11 protein-coding genes are annotated in these 16,794 nt (G+C 60.2%); 8 read left to right on the top strand and 3 right to left on the bottom strand.

What is annotated here, in order from left to right:
- Positions 1-6: 6 nt before the first annotated feature.
- The 3 genes from ACZRMO_RS26170 to ACZRMO_RS26160 all read left to right on the top strand — a co-directional run bounded on the left by ACZRMO_RS26170 (position 7) and on the right by ACZRMO_RS26160 (position 4,653).
- The gene (locus ACZRMO_RS26170) at positions 7-3,099 is read left to right on the top strand and encodes a multidrug efflux RND transporter permease subunit (protein WP_463974755.1); all 3,093 of its coding nucleotides are present in this window, start codon (positions 7-9) and stop codon (positions 3,097-3,099) included.
- A 175-nt stretch (positions 3,100-3,274) separates the two neighbouring features.
- Positions 3,275-3,916 carry a DUF1345 domain-containing protein gene (locus ACZRMO_RS26165; RefSeq protein ID WP_463974754.1) on the top strand — a complete coding sequence of 214 codons (642 nt, stop codon included), beginning with the start codon at positions 3,275-3,277 and terminating at the stop codon, positions 3,914-3,916.
- A gap of 275 nt (positions 3,917-4,191) precedes the next feature.
- On the top strand, positions 4,192-4,653 hold the full coding sequence (locus ACZRMO_RS26160) for a hypothetical protein (RefSeq protein ID WP_463974753.1): 462 nt from the start codon (positions 4,192-4,194) through the stop codon (positions 4,651-4,653).
- 55 nt (positions 4,654-4,708) lie between these two features.
- Here ACZRMO_RS26160 and ACZRMO_RS26155 read toward each other — a convergent pair whose 3' ends face one another.
- The 3 genes from ACZRMO_RS26155 to ACZRMO_RS26145 all read right to left on the bottom strand — a co-directional run bounded on the left by ACZRMO_RS26155 (position 4,709) and on the right by ACZRMO_RS26145 (position 10,692).
- Positions 4,709-6,976: an autotransporter outer membrane beta-barrel domain-containing protein gene (locus tag ACZRMO_RS26155; RefSeq protein WP_463974752.1), complete on the bottom strand. Its 2,268-nt coding sequence runs from the start codon at positions 6,974-6,976 to the stop codon at positions 4,709-4,711.
- 215 nt (positions 6,977-7,191) lie between these two features.
- Positions 7,192-9,180 (bottom strand): hypothetical protein, encoded by a 1,989-nt coding sequence (locus ACZRMO_RS26150; protein ID WP_463974751.1) that lies wholly within the window; start codon positions 9,178-9,180, stop codon positions 7,192-7,194.
- Between the two features lie 213 nt (positions 9,181-9,393).
- Positions 9,394-10,692 (bottom strand): hypothetical protein, encoded by a 1,299-nt coding sequence (locus ACZRMO_RS26145; protein WP_463974750.1) that lies wholly within the window; start codon positions 10,690-10,692, stop codon positions 9,394-9,396.
- Between the two features lie 250 nt (positions 10,693-10,942).
- On the opposite strand from ACZRMO_RS26145, the gene ACZRMO_RS26140 reads away from it, so the two are divergent.
- The 5 genes from ACZRMO_RS26140 (at position 10,943) to ACZRMO_RS26120 (ending at position 16,118) form a co-directional block, all read left to right on the top strand.
- The gene (locus ACZRMO_RS26140; RefSeq protein WP_463974749.1) at positions 10,943-12,004 is read left to right on the top strand and encodes a LacI family DNA-binding transcriptional regulator; all 1,062 of its coding nucleotides are present in this window, start codon (positions 10,943-10,945) and stop codon (positions 12,002-12,004) included.
- Between the two features lie 85 nt (positions 12,005-12,089).
- A complete protein-coding gene (locus tag ACZRMO_RS26135) occupies positions 12,090-12,872 on the top strand; it encodes a sugar phosphate isomerase/epimerase family protein (RefSeq protein WP_463974748.1) in 783 nt (260 codons plus the stop codon).
- Entirely contained in the window at positions 12,865-13,806 is a 942-nt protein-coding gene (locus ACZRMO_RS26130; RefSeq protein WP_463974747.1) for a sugar kinase, read from the top strand. The genes ACZRMO_RS26135 and ACZRMO_RS26130 overlap by 8 nt, the downstream gene beginning before the upstream one ends.
- Positions 13,807-13,851: 45 nt before the next feature.
- Positions 13,852-15,144: an MFS transporter gene (locus tag ACZRMO_RS26125; protein ID WP_463974746.1), complete on the top strand. Its 1,293-nt coding sequence runs from the start codon at positions 13,852-13,854 to the stop codon at positions 15,142-15,144.
- A complete protein-coding gene (locus tag ACZRMO_RS26120) occupies positions 15,141-16,118 on the top strand; it encodes a 2-hydroxyacid dehydrogenase (RefSeq protein WP_463974745.1) in 978 nt (325 codons plus the stop codon). The genes ACZRMO_RS26125 and ACZRMO_RS26120 overlap by 4 nt, the downstream gene beginning before the upstream one ends.
- The last annotated feature ends 676 nt before the right edge of the window (positions 16,119-16,794 follow it).

The following is a 16,794-nucleotide window of genomic DNA, read 5'->3' as shown; positions in this document are numbered from 1 at the left end:
TCCGCCATGCCGCAGTTCTTTATTGACCGCCCGATCTTCGCCTGGGTGGTGGCCCTGTTTATCCTGCTGGCGGGCTTGCTGGCCATCCCGCAGTTGCCGGTGGCGCAGTACCCCAACGTTGCACCGCCGAAAGTCGAAATCTATGCGGTGTACCCCGGCGCGTCGGCGCAGACCCTGGATGAGAGTGTGGTCAGCCTGATCGAGCAGGAGCTCAACGGTGCCGATCACCTGCTGTATTTCGAGTCCCAGAGCAGCCTCGGTTCGGCCACCATCACCGCGACCTTCCAGCCGGGCACCGACCCGGAGATGGCTCAGGTGGATGTGCAAAACCGCCTCAAGGCCGTGGAGCCACGCCTGCCGCAGGCGGTGACCCAGCAAGGTTTGCAGGTGGAGAAAGTCTCCGCTGGCTTTCTGTTGCTGGTCACGCTTACGTCCAACGACGGCAAGCTCGATGACGTGGCGCTCAGCGATTACCTGGCGCGCAACGTGATGAACGAGCTCAAGCGCCTGGACGGCGTGGGCAAGGCGCAGCTGTATGGCGCCGAGCGCGCGATGCGCATCTGGATCGACCCGCAGAAGCTGATCGGCTTCAACCTCACGCCGGCCGATGTGAATGCGGCGATCAGCGCGCAAAACGCCCAGGTCTCGGCCGGTAGCATCGGTGATTTGCCGGGTACAAAAACCCAGGAAATCACCGCGGCGATCCTGGTCAAAGGCCAGCTGTCCACACCGGCGGAATTCGCCGACATCGTGCTCAAGGCCAACCCCGATGGCTCCACCGTGCGCGTCGGCGACGTGGCGCGGGTGGAAATCGGCAGCCAGGAATACCAGTTCTCCACACGCCTGAACGGTAAGCCGTCCACCGCCGTCAGCGTGCAATTGGCACCCGGCGCCAACGCGCTGAACACCGCGACCCTGGTGCGGGCGAAGATGGACGAGCTGTCACGCTACTTCCCGGCGAACGTGGAGTACAAGATTCCGTACGACACCTCGCCCTTCGTCAAGGTCTCGATCACCAAGGTGGTCTACACCTTGCTGGAGGCCATGGCGCTGGTGTTTGCGGTGATGTTCCTGTTCCTGCAGAACGTGCGCTACACGTTGATCCCGACGCTGGTGGTGCCAATTGCGCTGATGGGCACCTTCGCCACCATGCTCTTGCTGGGTTTCTCGATCAACGTGCTGACCATGTTTGGTATGGTGCTGGCCATCGGCATCCTGGTGGACGATGCGATTGTGGTGGTGGAAAACGTCGAACGCATCATGGTCACCGAGGGCTTGTCGCCCAAGGAAGCCACGCGTAAAGCCATGGGTCAGATCACTGGCGCCATCGTCGGCATCACCCTGGTGCTGGTGGCGGTGTTCCTGCCGATGGCGTTCATGGCCGGCTCGGTGGGGGTGATCTACCAGCAGTTCTCGCTGTCGATGGCCACCTCGATCCTGTTCTCGGCGTTCCTTGCCCTGACCTTGACCCCAGCGCTGTGCGCCACCTTGCTCAAGCCGATTGCCAAGGGCGAGCACCATGCCAAGGGCGGTTTCTTCGGCTGGTTCAACCGGCGCTTCGAGCAGCTCACCGACCGTTATGAAGGCTGGGTGGCCTACGCCCTCAAGCGCAGCGGCCGTTACCTGCTGATTTACCTGGTGCTGCTGGTGGGCCTGGGTTGGATGTTCACACGCCTGCCCTCCTCGTTCCTGCCGGTGGAAGACCAGGGTTACACCATCACTGATATCCAGCTGCCGCCCGGCGCCAGCAAGAACCGTACGGTGCAGGTGGCCGAGCAGATCGAAGCGCACAACGCCGGCGAGCCTGGGGTGGGCGATACCACCATGATCATGGGCTTCAGCTTCTCCGGTTCGGGGCAGAACGCCGCGTTGGCGTTTACCACGCTCAAGGATTGGTCGGCGCGGGGCAGCGCGGATTCGGCCATGGCGATTGCCGACCGCGCCAACGCCGCCTTCAGCGAGCTCAAGGATGCGATTGCCTACGCCATCCTGCCGCCGCCGGTAGACGGCCTGGGCACCTCCAGCGGCTTTGAGTTCCGCTTGCAGGACCGTGGTGGCGTCGGCCATGCCGCATTGATGGCGGCGCGTACCGAGCTGCTCGCGGCCGCCGAAAAAAGCCCGATCCTCGCCAACGTGCGTGAAAGCGCCCTGGCCGAAGCGCCGCAGGTGCAGCTGGAAGTGGACCGCAAGCAGGCCAACGCCCTGGGCGTGTCGTTTGCCGATGTGGGCAATGTGCTGTCCTCGGCGATTGGTTCGGCCTACATCAACGACTTCCCCAACCAGGGCCGCATGCAGCGCGTGGTGGTGCAGGCCGAAGGCGACCAGCGCAGCCAGGTGGCGGACTTGATGAAGATCAATGTGCGCAACAAGGAAGGGAAGATGGTGCCGCTGTCGGCATTTGTCGAAGCCAAGTGGACCCAGGGCCCGGCGCAGTTGACGCGCTATAACGGCTACCCGGCCATCGCCATCAGCGGCGAAGCGGCACCGGGACACAGCACCGGCGAGGCGATGGATGAAATCCAGCGCCTGGTCAGCCAGTTGCCGGCGGGCTTGGGCCAGGAGTGGACCGGGCTGTCGTTGCAGGAACGTTTGTCCGGTGCCCAGGCGCCGCTGCTGCTGGGCCTGTCGCTGCTGATCGTGTTCCTGTGTCTGGCCGCGTTGTATGAAAGCTGGTCGATCCCGACCTCGGTGTTGCTGGTGGTGCCACTGGGCGTGCTCGGCGCGGTGTTGGCAGTGAGCTTGCGCGGCATGCCCAACGATGTGTTCTTCAAGGTGGGCTTGATCACCATCATTGGCCTGTCGGCGAAGAACGCGATTCTGATCATCGAGTTTGCCAAGGACCTGTATGACCAGGGCGAAGACCTGATCAGCGCGACGTTGAAAGCGGCACGCCTGCGCTTGCGGCCGATCATCATGACCTCGCTGGCGTTCATCCTCGGCGTGGTGCCGTTGGCGATTGCCACCGGGGCCAGCTCGGCGAGCCAGCAGGCGATTGGTACGGGGGTGATTGGCGGGATGATCACCGCGACGCTGGCGGTGGTGTTTGTGCCGGTGTTCTTTGTGGTGGTGATGAAACTGGTGAAGAAAAAACCTCGATAGCACGAACACCGTAGTTCCCCTGGTGGGAGCGGGCTTGCTCGCGAAGGCGGTGTGTCAGTCACCGGATGCATTGACTGGCACACCGCCTTCGCGAGCAAGCCCGCTCCCACAGGGGTTAGTTGCTGCATTCATGATCCTGTACAGTCTGCTCACACATCGTCAGTTGTGAGCCGCCATGCCCTTCCTCGCCCGCACCCACCCTCGCCTTTCCGCCGCCGCCGTGCTTGGCCTTGCCGTCGGCATCCTGATTCCCGCCGAAAGCCTCACCAGCAAAATCCTCATCGGCTGGAACGCCGGCGTTTGGACCTACCTGGTACTGATGCTGTGGCTGACCATGCGCGCCAAGGCCCCCGACGTCAAACGCATCGCCGAGGTCGAAGATGAGAACGCCGGGCTGGTGCTGTTCATGGTGTGCATCGCGGCCATCGCCAGCCTGGCGACCATCACCTTCGAACTGGTCGGCAGCAAAGACCTGCCGACCACCGCGCGCCTGCTGCACTATGGGTTTACCGGGCTGACGGTGATCGGTTCATGGTTGCTGATCGGGGTGATTTTCAGCGTGCATTACGCGCGGTTGTATTACACCTGGGACGGCAAGGAACCGGCGCTGCGTTTTGCCGAAGGTCTGACGACCCCCAATTACTGGGACTTCCTGTACTTCTCGTTCACCATCGGCGTGGCGGTGCAGACCTCGGATGTGGGTGTGGCCACGCGGGGCATGCGCAAGGTGGTATTGGGGCAGTCGTTGATCGGGTTTCTGTTCAATACGGCGATCCTGGGGTTCTCGATCAATATTGCGGCTGGGTTGTTTGGCTGAGCAATACGCACCTGTTTAGGCCTTGAAGAAGTAAAAAACCGGGCTGTTGAACTGTCATATCTGACAGTAGATTTATTCAAGGAAGCGCGTCTAATTGAAACCACGGTACGGCGGCTGATTCGAAGATAGTGATCGATGAAGTCAGGTAAATGCCCCTGCTCTACCTGCAGGCTTTGACAGTTAACAGCGCTGCCCACAGCGCTATTTGTCAGTTGAGCCAGAGACTCCGGCCATCCCGCGTTTTTGACCTATTCATCCAAGATGGAGACGCAATCATGCCAGCACAAACTGCAACGCTGACTCCCCACCAACAGAGCGTATTGTTCCCCCGGGCACGTGAGGCAGAGGGAACCTTCTCGGTGTTCCTGGATGCCCAGGAAATCAGTGTCCAAACCATCACCATTGTTAATGACCCCTCACAACGCATTCTGGGTATTACTGGACGCAACACCGAGGGCCAGGACACCGTGCGGGAAATCTATATTCAGTTTGCGGACCACACGCCGGCCGGCACGACGTTCGACTTGACGACAAGTGAGTTCACCTCTACCAGACTCTGGCTCTCGATCAAGACTGCGACGGATACTTACGTGGTACGCGGCGTTATCGGCTCCTTGAGCATTCAACAAATCTTCCCGCAGCTTATCAAGGTCCAGGGCTCCGCTGTTGTTACCACCGATACCAATCCAAGCGGCGTTGTACACAGCTTGGTCGTCAACTTCGACATTCATACCTGAGCCGACAAGCAAAAAAAAGCCCGTATCTTGCGATACGGGCTTTTTTGATCGGGGTTTACCAGGTGTACCGAACACCCACGTTGGCCCCCCAAGGCTGTTCAACTTTACTGCCGCTGCTGTGCTCAAGATCGGCATGCAGTTGCAGGTTCTTCGACAGTTTCACCGCGACGCCTGCGCCGAACTCGGCACGCGAGCCGGACAGGTCGTTGTTGAACACATTGTTGTTCACCGACACCTTATTGTTGTTGGCAAACTCGTGCACCATCGCCGCGCGCAGGTAAGGCTGGACCACGCTGCCACTGTCGAGTTGAATATCACGCCCAACCGTTGCACCGGCCTTGGCCATGATCGAGCGGGTACGTTCGCCGTCGGCTTTCAGGCCATTATCCAGGTTGTAGTTGGCGCCCTGGATCACCACGGTCGACACTTGGGCATACGGTTCGACGAAGAAGCCGTCATCCAGCTTGATGTTGCGACCGAATTCAGCCGACAAGCCACCACCGGTGTTGTTGTACTTGCCCTTGGACGAAGTGCCGTCGCTCAAACCGACCTTGGACTCGTTGTGGAAGCGGTTGACCTTGGCAACGGCGTCGAAATACAGGCCGCTTTCATCATCCAGCCAGGTGGCATAGGCACCCAGGTAGTAGCTCTTCACGTTACCGGAAGTGCCGCGTTTGAGGTTCAGGTCGGACGAACTGTGGCCAGCCATCACACCCACCATCCACTGGCTATCGGCCAGCGGCGTGTCGGCACCCAGAGTGAAACCCTGCTGGGTTTGGTCGTAGCCCACGCCAGTGCTCTCGGCCACCTTGTATTTATTGCCATAACCACGAACCCATACACCCGCCTGACCTGGCTCAAATCGCAGTTCACCCATACGCGTACGCAGTGAAGTGGCCTCGCCGTACCAGACGGTCGGTGCAGTGTTGAACAGCGCCAGTACCGAGCGGGTGCCTGGGCTGATCACGCGGTTGTTGGGATCAAGGAACCAATCGGTGCCTTCCTTCTTCAGACCGTAGGAGAAAGCACCCACGTCGACCACATCGCCCACCAGGGAAAAGTTGGCGTCGCCACCACCGGTGTGCACCACGCGAATCTCTTCAGGCTTCACCGGCTCTGTACCGCTGGCCGCGAGCAACAGGCTGTGATTGCCCTTGGCCTCGCCTTCGATGTTCAGGAAGTCCGTAACGCCACGGGCAAAATCAGTGCCCATGACAAAGGTGCCATTGCCTTCCAGGCTGTCCAGGTCCAATTGATAAAAGGCGTTAGTGTCGCCAAATTTGACCGTCCCACCCGCCAGGCTCAAGGCGCCCACCTGGCTGTTGCCGGTCAACTCCCAGAAAGATGCATCGCCCACGTTCAGGCTGGTGACATTCTTCAACTGGCCGGTAATGCCGGCATTGTTCTGCAGGCTCAAATGCGCCGTGCTGCCATCCTCGACAATCACATTGCCGTTCAAACGGCTGTTGTCGACATTCATGTTGGCAGTCGCGCCGCTGTTCACTTCCAGCAGCGTGCCGTTACCACCGGTCAAGGTCGAACCATTGCGTACGTCGATGTCGACGGTCGGAACGCGTCCTGGGCGGCCCTCGACAAGAATCGCGGAGCCCGTGCGGCCTTCGACGTGGGAGTTGTCCAGCACCAACTTGCTGGATTCGGCGCTGTTCAACAGGTTCGTCATGAGCACACCGTTCTTGCCACCGATCAATGTGCTTTGGCTGGCGGTCACAAGTGCACCGCTGTCCAGTCGAACGCCGGCACTGTCGGCACCGGTGCCTTCAACCCAGGTGTTTTGGTTGAAGTGCAGCTCGCTGTTACCTTGCGCAAGCGCACCGGCAGTAACGCCTTTGATGACACTGTTGAACACATCGGCAACCCCGCCTTTAAGCGAACCGGCACTCTGGAACGCCTGCAAGCCGAAATTGGTATGGCTGATCAGGGTACTGCCGGTGATGGTTGCAGTGCTGTCATCCAGGCGCACGGCACCAAACGACGGGTTGCGCGACTCTACATGTGCGCCCGTGAGGCTGACGGTCGAGCCTTGCGTAGCGCGGATGTCATTCACTCGACTGCCGGCGTTCACGATCAACGCCGAATCATTGGACAAGATAGTCTGTGCAGTGGCGCCGTTAAGGGTCAGTTCGGACTTATGATCCAGTTGCCAGTCTTTGGACGGCTCACTGGAGTCAATGGTCTTTGGTTCGCCAATCAGCTGATCGGCGTGGGCAGCCCCATGAACCGCTGCAAACATAAGCAGGGTCATGGTCGGGACTTTCATCATCGCGCTCAGGGGCTTGAGCTTGAAGTTGGCGGGTACGTACATGGTCGTTCACTCTCTGGGGGTGGAGCCGATGAAAACGGTTAGGCTCGTTCCCAAGGAATGGAGCCTTACCTGTGCGGCGCAAAGAGTACGTACCAAACATCCCAAGCTCTGTAGGACTAATCTTATTGAGGTGAGTGAACCGGCAGCAGCCAGGGCGGGGGAAATGCTTGCGCAAAAAAGGGGAGCTACGCTCCCCTATTCTTTTTCAGGCTCGATCAAGGTGAGGGAATATTGGTCCCATCGCAGAAGAAGTGGGTGTTCGCCAGCGTGCTCCGTATGTCCGACGGTTCACCATGGCCAGTCACTCCATTGCTCAAAACCGTTTCATAGGTCGCCACGATAGTGCCCCTCGGGGCCTGGGCCAGGTCCGGCATGTAGTCAATTTCGAACGTGATTCCGTTGTTGATGTCGTTTTGGGTCAAGCTTAGGTGAGTCTTCGTAACCGGGTCCGGATCCGCTGGCAGGCCTGGATATGTATTGTCAAGACTCAACGTCAATGTCAGTGACACGCCGAGGGCCATCCGTGGATCGCCTGGCACATAAACCTCACCAAACAGCACAGGGGGCGTCCCGGGCGTCCGAGTTTTCAAGTCCGAGCAGAACCAACGAGTCGCGTTCGCAGCGATATACTGCGCTTTCGCCAACTCCACGACGACGGCGTCCTGTACATCGACCGTGGTGGATGGCGACTCGTTTTCGTTGGTTGTCGCCGGGTCGAGGACCAGATATTTGATGGTCTTCAGGTCGTTGCCATGACGGGCAACCACGGCCCAATCGATACTGAACGAGAACGTACTGCCCCCCGCCGCAGTACCGATAGGGAACGGTCCAACCCGCTCATCCTCCCAGAGAAAGATGATCGACAGCCCCGGATGCGGCGCCACTGCAACGGTCCACAAGACGATGTCCACGCGTACCTGTTGATCAGCATGGGCAGGCAGCAGCACATCCGGGGTCGTCGAACCGGCCCCGAATACATGGGGCTCGTTAAGGTTGATGTTGGGTGTACCCGGCAAACCAGGGTTGACCGCCCCCCCTACCGACAAATCGAGCTGAATGGTTTTGTCGAAAGAGGGGAACAAGGCCCCGTTGCGCGAAATCCGATAGCGCACAGGCACCGACTGCGGCCCAACCGTGGTTTGGGTATAAGCGTCCCTGATTGCTGTCTGCATGCCGTTGAATGTCTGCGGGAACGACGTGAATGGCATGCCCAATGGGCCATAAGGTTGCGTATCCCACTGTATCTCCAGGCGATCAAGCGCGGGCGCGTGGTTGTTATAAAGCCTGACCACTACCTCAGGATCCCTCAGGTAGTCTGCAATATTGATCAAATCGTCTGGGCTACCGCCCTCGGGCGCAGGCGCTAAAGGAAGAAATGGGGTGCCACGGTCTGGATCGTCGATCAAAGCAACGCGCCGAGTTTCGATGAATGAAGGACGACTGACGTTTCCCGCCCGGTCTGTGAGGGTGTAGAACGCGTAGTAGTCCCCACTCAAATCAATCATTGCTGCCGGTAGGAAAAACGTATTGCCTGTCTGCATCATTGGAATCCCACCGGGGGGGCTGACGATGTCCGCTGGGCGCGGGAACATCACCGGGCTCCAGTAGAAGGTAATGAAGTCACCGGCCTGCCACCTGCCTGGGACAGGCACGAAGGTGTTATCAGGAATAACGAACTCCACCCCGCCATGCATGACCAAATATGCGTTGTCGATCACCGCACCAACGGGAAGCGTTGCGGGCCATCCTACTGCATCGGGCTGATCTCGAAAGGAGGGATCGGAATACGGCGAAAGCAGGTCAACGGTAAAATTCCCAGGCTCCGAGTGTTCTCCCGTCGCTGCCGGAACACCACTGATGTTGAGGTACTGAACGCTACGTAGCCGATAGAAACCATGCCGGAAACCACCTGGTGGAGCGGGCACGGTGATTTCGAACCTGTCAGGGATGGGGATAGGGGTCGCGCTCAGTTGAATCGGCGCTGTCACTGGAGCCCAGACCAACAGTGGTTGTGTAGCGTCCGCCATTTCGACGACGAAAAAATCATCGAAATCTGAAAAATCGCCCGTTTTGCATCGTACGGTGAGGGGGGCCGTCGCATTACTGGCCAGAATCAGTCCGGTAGCATCATCAAGGGCACCCACGATAGTGGGGGCCGCTGGGGCTGCCAGGGGGGCCAATGGCACATTCGGATTGCTGCTCATTTTTGATGATCTCCACGTTCGTTCAATGTAGGTTTCTTTCAAAAAAACCACTTATCCGCCTGGGACATACCGAGGACGAACTCATTTCCCGGCAATACATCTCCCTACCGCTTCATGTGCGGCATAGCCAAAACACTTAGTGCTTGCGGTGAAATCTGCCTCGGCGCCCCGATAACGCTTTACCCATAGGATGCTGTGCATCTGCGCCCAGGGTCAGGGCTCAGGCGCATTGCCGTGTATCCAGCAATAGCGAGTGGGTGGCGTCGACGGCACTACGCGGTCAAACCGTGCGAACCGGGAGCCAGACCGGCCAATCATTAATCCCCCCCTGTACACCCTGTAACTCGCCTCCCCTCCCGCCCTTTCCTTGAGCGGGCGGATCAGACGCTCAACATCAAGAATCCAGAAGGAGTAACCCAAGGCGTCCGCTACCGAGTCCCAAATGTGACTTTGGGTATCGGCGATGTCTGGAAGTGGGTCCACGTCAGGGGCCTGGCGATAACCTTGAAAGCGCATCACAACCAGGTCCCCATGCTGGATACCCGAACCCGGCCCTGCACTCGGGTCAATGCGAATCTCGACGCCGAACCAGATTTTTGGTGTACAGGCGCACGTCATATATCGGTTTGGATTCGCTATGGGCTCAGAATCAGTCTGCGGAAAATGCGGCCGCGGGTAAGTCGGGGCGGGCAGTCCCACCTCCAGCGCGGCCTGCGCGACCAGGGAAAACTCTGGGTTGAGATTGCCGGCCCGATCCCTCAGTCGATAAAAGCAAAAAATAAAAGGGGCGCCAGGGAAGTTCTGGAAAACCGTATTGGGGACTTGCACGATTATTGACCCAGTGGCACTCACCAGCGGCGGAGAAATCACCGTAGGCGCACCCGTCGGTAGCGCGTTCATATCCGAAAAATACATCAGTATTTCATCGCCAATCTCACGGCCCACATAAGCTCCAGGGACTTGCATGGGCACCAATGGCGTCATGCCCAAGTAAGCGTCAGTGAGCGGATCAACCGGAAAAATCGCCGGTAGCAGCGGCCCTCCAACCCCAGGCGCAATCCGATCTATCCTGAGCAGCGTGGGGTCAGACGTGTCGAAATTTGGCGAGGTTGGCGAGTCGAGATGGATCCGGAAAGAGAGATCGACATTCGCACTGATCAGCAAGTAAGTCTGGGGAATATCAAACGGAATAGGAAAGTCGGCAGGGGTCAGCGGACCATCCAGTCGCAGGGCAGGTAGCACGTCGACGGGTGCCGCGCTGTGGTCATCCCACACGGGTATGACGTAATGAGTCTCTCCATTGCCGGGCAGAAAGGTCCATGGTGTTACGATTTCGCACGCAAGGTTATTGAAATAGTACTGTGCAGGCACTAATCCGTCTGACAGCGCATGAACTACCCGGGGACCATCGAAAGCCAGGACTGCCCCAGAACCAGCAACAACGTTACCCCCCTTTGCTTTGCTGGCCCCTGCTTTGGTGGGCTTTGATTTAATGGGTTTTGGCTTGCTCATAGCGGCCTCCTGTTAGCCCTACACCCAATACATTTAAAGCTGCTATGCGATTTATCTGATGCCGATTGAACACCCAGACAGCCCCCCCCTGATACTGTCATAACTAACAGGTGGGGTTACCGCCCGTCGGACTCATCAACCAGAACGCCGTGTTATCCAACGAACTTTCTCTTGACTGCAAACGATGGCTGGTGTTTTCTGAAACCGGTTTCAGTGCAACCCGAACTCCAACAATAAGAAAGGCCAAACCGTGACTTCATTTTCCGCCGCCCAGCGCAGCCGCGTGACCATGCTCGACGTGGCCCAACACGCCGGCGTGTCCAAAGCCAGCGTCTCGCGTTTTATCGGCGACGATCGCGCCCTGCTCTCCGATGCCATCGCTCTGCGCATCGAGCAAGCCATCGAGCAACTTGGCTACCGTCCCAACCAAATGGCCCGTGGCCTCAAACGTGGGCGCACACGCCTGATCGGTATGCTCGTCGCCGATATCCGCAACCCCTATTCCATCGCCGTGATGCACGGCGTCGAAACCGCCTGCCGCCAGCACGGCTACAGCCTGGTGGTGTGCAACACCGACCGCGATGACGAACAGGAACGCCAGCACCTAGCCGCGCTGCGTTCGTACAACATCGAAGGGCTGATCGTGAACACCCTCGGCCATCACCTCGACCAATTGCTGGAACTGCAACGGGAAATGCCCCTGGTGCTGGTGGATCGCAAGCTCGCGCCGCTGCACAGCGACTTGGTGGGGTTGGACAACCCGGCGGCGGTGCGCATGGCCGTTGAGCATCTGGAGCAACAGGGTTATCGCGACGTGCTGCTGGTGAGCGAAGCCACCGATGGCACCAGTTCGCGGTTGGAGCGGTTGCACAGCTTCAAGGGCGAGATTGCCGCTCGCCCGCAGCTGACCGGCGCTGTCGTGGAACTGGACGGCGAACTGGAGAAACACCTGCAAGCCTTCCTCGCCAAACCTGGCCCCAAGGCACTGTTCTGTGCCAACGGCGTCGCCGCGTTGGCCTGCACCCGCGCGCTCAAACACCTGGGCTGCAACCTGTTCGACGACGTTGGCCTGATCGCCCTGGATGATCTGGATTGGTATCCGCTGGTAGGGAATGGCATCACTGCCCTCGCCCAGCCCACCGAAGCCATCGGCGCCAGCGCCTTCGAGTGCCTGCTCAAGCGCCTGCGCGGCGATACCGAGCCGACGCGCACCCAGGATTTCCTGCCCCGACTGATTATCCGAGGCTCAACACAATCCATTGTGGGAGCTGGCTTGCCTGCGATAGCGGTGGGTCAGCCAAGCAAGGATTGACTGAGCCACCGCTATCGCAGGCAAGCCAGCTCCCACTTTTTTGAATTGCGCTTAAAAATGAAACCGGTTTCAGAGGTAAACAACAATGCATAAATACCCCGTCTCCATCAGCCTTTCCAGCTACGGCGCCGACCTGGTCCGCCAGCAGGGCCAATTGAGTTTTGTCGCACTGCTCGCCGCCGCCGGTGCCCAGCGCATCGAATGGCGTGAAGAGCTGCTGACCCACGAACACCCCGCCGAACTGGCCCAGGCCGCCGCGCAGCATGACTTGCAATCGGTGTTCTCTTCGCCTCTGGAACTGTGGGTCGCCGGCCGCGCCCAGCCCAACGCCGAGCTCGCCGCCACCCTCGACCGCGCCCAGGCCTTCGGTGCGCGCTGGCTGAAAGTCTCCCTCGGCTACTTCACCGACACCAATGACCTGGACAGCCTGCACGCCCTGCTCAACCGCCATCCGGTCCGGTTGCTGGTGGAAAATGACCAGACCCTGCACGGTGGGCGCATCGAGCCGATGCAGCGTTTCTTTACCGAGGTCGAACGCCTGGGCTTGCCGATCAAGATGACCTTCGACATCGGCAACTGGCAGTGGCAGGACCAATCCGCCCTCACCGCCGCGCGCCTGCTCGGCCGGCATGTGGATTACCTGCACTGCAAGGCCGTGGCCCGCCGCCCGGACGGCAAACTCGTCGCTCTGCCGCCCGGCGCCACCGACCTGCACCTGTGGGAACAATTGCTCAAGCACATGACTCAAGGGATTACCCGGGCGGTGGAATTTCCGTTGCAGGGCGACGACCTGATCGCGGTCACCGCGCAGCAGGTCACCGCCCTCGCCCACCTTGGCCAACCGCGTGCGGAGAACGCCCATGTCTGAGATCGATATCCTCTCGTTTGGCGAAACCATGGCGATGTTCGTCGCCGAGCAAACCGGCGATCTGGCCCAGGTCGCGCAGTTCCACAAGCGCATTGCCGGTGCCGACAGCAATGTCGCCATTGGCCTGTCGCGCCTGGGTTTCAAGGTGGCGTGGCTGAGCCGCGTGGGCAATGACTCTCTCGGGCGTTTTGTGGTGGACACGCTGCAAAACGAAGGGCTGGATTGCACGCACGTGGCCGTTGATCCCCTGCATCCGACCGGCTTCCAGTTCAAGTCCCGCGAAGAAGCCGGCGCCGACCCGCAGGTGGAGTACTTCCGCAAGGGCTCGGCGGCCAGTCACCTGTCGGTTGCGGCGATCAGCCCAACCTTGCTCAACGCCCGTCACCTGCACGCCACCGGGATTCCGCCCGCGCTGTCCGAGGCGACCCGCGAGCTGTCGGTGGAACTGATGACACAAATGCGCAACGCCGGGCGCAGCGTGTCGTTCGACCCCAACCTGCGCCCGGCGCTGTGGGCCAGCCAGGCGCAGATGGTCCGCGAGATCAACGCCCTCGCCAGCCTCGCCGACTGGGTCTTGCCGGGCCTGGGTGAAGGCCGCCTGCTGACCGGTTTCGATGACCCGGCCGATATCGCCGCGTTCTACCTCGACCGTGGCGCCGAAGCCGTGGCCATCAAGCTCGGCGCGGACGGCGCTTACTACCGCACGCACCTGGACCAAGGGTTTATCGCCGCCGTGCCCGTGGCCAAAGTCGTCGACACCGTGGGCGCCGGCGACGGTTTTGCCGTGGGCATGATCAGCGCCCTCCTGGAAAACCTCAGCTTCCCCGCGGCCGTGCAGCGCGGCAACTGGATCGGCAGCCGTGCCGTACAGAGTCGCGGCGATATGGAAGGTTTGCCTACCCGCCTGGAGTTACCCGTACAAGCCGTTGCCTAACCCACTACCTGTTGCCACAACTACAACAAGCTCAGGAGCAACCCCATGGAAACCGTGAAACTCGCCACCCGCCGTTGGTGGTACATCATGCCCATCGTTTTTATCACCTACAGCCTGGCCTATCTGGACCGCGCCAACTACGGCTTCGCCGCCGCCTCCGGGATGGCCGAAGACCTGATGATCACCCCCGGCATGTCGTCGTTGCTGGGGGCGCTGTTTTTCCTTGGTTACTTTTTCTTCCAGGTACCGGGGGCGATCTACGCTCAGAAGCGCAGCGTGAAGAAGCTGATCTTTGTCAGCCTGATCCTCTGGGGCGGCTTGGCCACGCTGACCGGCGTGGTGTCCAACGCCTACATGCTGATCGTGATTCGCTTCATGCTTGGCGTGGTCGAAGCTGCGGTGATGCCGGCGATGCTGGTGTACCTGTGCCATTGGTTCACCCGTGCCGAACGCTCGCGCGCCAACACCTTCCTGATCCTCGGCAACCCGGTGACCATGCTGTGGATGTCGGTGGTGTCGGGCTACCTGGTGCAGCATTTCAGCTGGCGCTGGATGTTTATCATCGAAGGTTTGCCCGCCGTGCTGTGGGCGTTTATCTGGTGGCGCCTGGCCGATGAGCGGCCAAAAGACGCGAAGTGGCTCAGCGACAGCGAAAAGCACAGCCTGGAAGCCGCCCTCGCCGCCGAACAGGTGGGCATCAAGGCCGTGAAGAACTATGGCGAAGCGTTCCGTTCGCCCAAGGTGATCATTCTCGCGCTGCAGTTCTTCTGCTGGAGCATCGGCGTGTATGGCTTTGTACTGTGGCTGCCGTCGATCCTCAAGGCCGGGCTGCAGATGGACATGGTCGAGGCCGGCTGGCTGTCGGCGCTGCCATACCTGGCGGCGGTGATTGGGATGTTGGTGGTGTCGTGGGGCTCGGACAAGCTGCAAAAACGTAAACGGTTTGTCTGGCCGCCGCTGCTGATCGCGTCCGTCGCGTTCTATGGCTCCTACGCTCTGGGTGCCGAACACTTCTGGTGGTCCTACACCCTGTTGGTGATTGCCGGGGCCTGTATGTATGCGCCCTACGGTCCATTTTTTGCCATCGTCCCCGAGATCCTGCCAGCCAACGTCGCCGGCGGCGCCATGGCGCTGATCAATAGCATGGGCGCCCTCGGTTCGTTCGGCGGTTCGTACCTGGTGGGTTACCTCAATAGCAGCACCGGCTCGCCCGGTGCTTCGTACCTGCTGATGAGCGGCGCGCTGCTGCTGTCGGTGGTGTTGACGATTTTCCTCAAGCCCGGCGCCAGCGACCGCGCGCCGGCACCAACCCTGGATTTGAAGGTAAAGACCGCATGAAAAAGTCCGTTGTGTTGTACAAAAAACTCTCCACACCGCTGATGGCGCGCCTGCATGAACAGGCGGACGTCACCCTGATCGAAGCGCTGGACGCCAGCGGCCTGGCCCAGCTGCGCGATGCGCTGCCGGGCGCCCACGGCCTGCTCGGTGCCAGCTTGCGCCTGGATGCCCAACTGCTCGACCTGGCGCCGCAGCTGGAAGCGGTGGCCAGCGTGTCGGTAGGCGTCGACAACTACGACATCGACTACCTGACCGCGCGCGGCATCCTGCTCAGCAACACCCCCGACGTGCTCACCGAAACCACCGCCGACACCGGCTTTGCGCTGATCCTCGCCACCGCCCGCCGCGTGGTTGAACTGGCCGACATGGTGCGCGCCGGGCAGTGGAACAAAAACATCGGCCCCGCGCACTTCGGCAGCGATGTGCACGGCAAGACCCTGGGCATCATCGGCATGGGCCGCATCGGTGAAGCCCTGGCCCAACGCGGGCATTTTGGCTTTGGCATGCCGGTGATCTACCACAGCCATTCGCCCAAACCGTTGGTGGAACAGCGCTTTGGTGCGCAGTACCGCAGCTTGCCTGACCTTCTGCAACAGGCCGATTTTGTCTGCCTCACGTTGCCGCTGACGGCCGAAACAGAAAAACTGATTGGCGCCGAAGAGTTTGCGCTGATGGGCCCGGAGACGCTCTTTATCAACATCTCGCGGGGCAAGGTGGTGGACGAAGCGGCGCTGGTGGAGGCGTTGCAACAGCGCACGATTCGTGCGGCGGGGCTGGATGTATTCGAGCGTGAGCCGCTGAGTCACGACTCACCGTTGCTGCGTTTGAACAACGTGGTGGCGACGCCACATATCGGCTCGGCCACCCATGAGACACGAGAGGCGATGGCCAAGTGTGCGGTGGACAACCTGCTGCAGGCGTTGGCCGGGGAAAGGCCGAAGAACCTGGTAAACCCCGCGGCCTGGCAGCAATAACCCCTGACCCACCGCTGAAAAAACTGTGGGAGCTGGCTTGCCTGCGATAGCGGTGGTTCAGTCAACAATGTACTGACTGACAGATTGCTATCGCAGGCAAGCCAGCTCCCACCTTTGAGCGGGTTCACAGGTCACGATATGGGAGTTGTCGAGCTTTAGCGAGGCTACGATGGCGGCGGCATGGTCGATAAAGATGTCGCCTGTGCCGCCGCCTTCGCAGGCAAGCCAGCTCCCACATTTGAGCGGGTTCACAAGTCACTATGTGGGAGTTGTCGAGCTCTAGCGAGGCTACGATGTCGGCGGCATGGTCGATAAAGATGTCGCCTGTGCCGCCGCCTTCGCAGGCAAGCCAGCTCCCACATTTGAGCGGGTGCACAAATCAATATGTGGGAGTTGTCGAGCTTTAGCGAGGCTACGAAGGCGGCGGCATGGTCGATAGAGATGTCGCCTGTGCCGCCGCCTTCGCAGGCAAGGCAGCTCCCACCTTTGAGCGGGTTCAAAGGTCACGATGTGGGAGTTGTCGAGCTTTAGCGAGGCTACGATTGCGGCGGCATGGTCGATAGAAATGTCGCCTGTACCGCCGCCTTCGCAGGCAAGCCAGCTCCCACCTTTGAGCGGGTTAACAGGTCACGATGTGGGAGTTGTCGAGCTTTAGCGAGGCTACGATGGCGACGGC

Source organism: Pseudomonas sp. B611, assembly GCF_055407965.1.
Note: the sequence above shows the minus strand (reverse complement) of the source record. Positions and strands in the feature narration are given on the sequence as shown.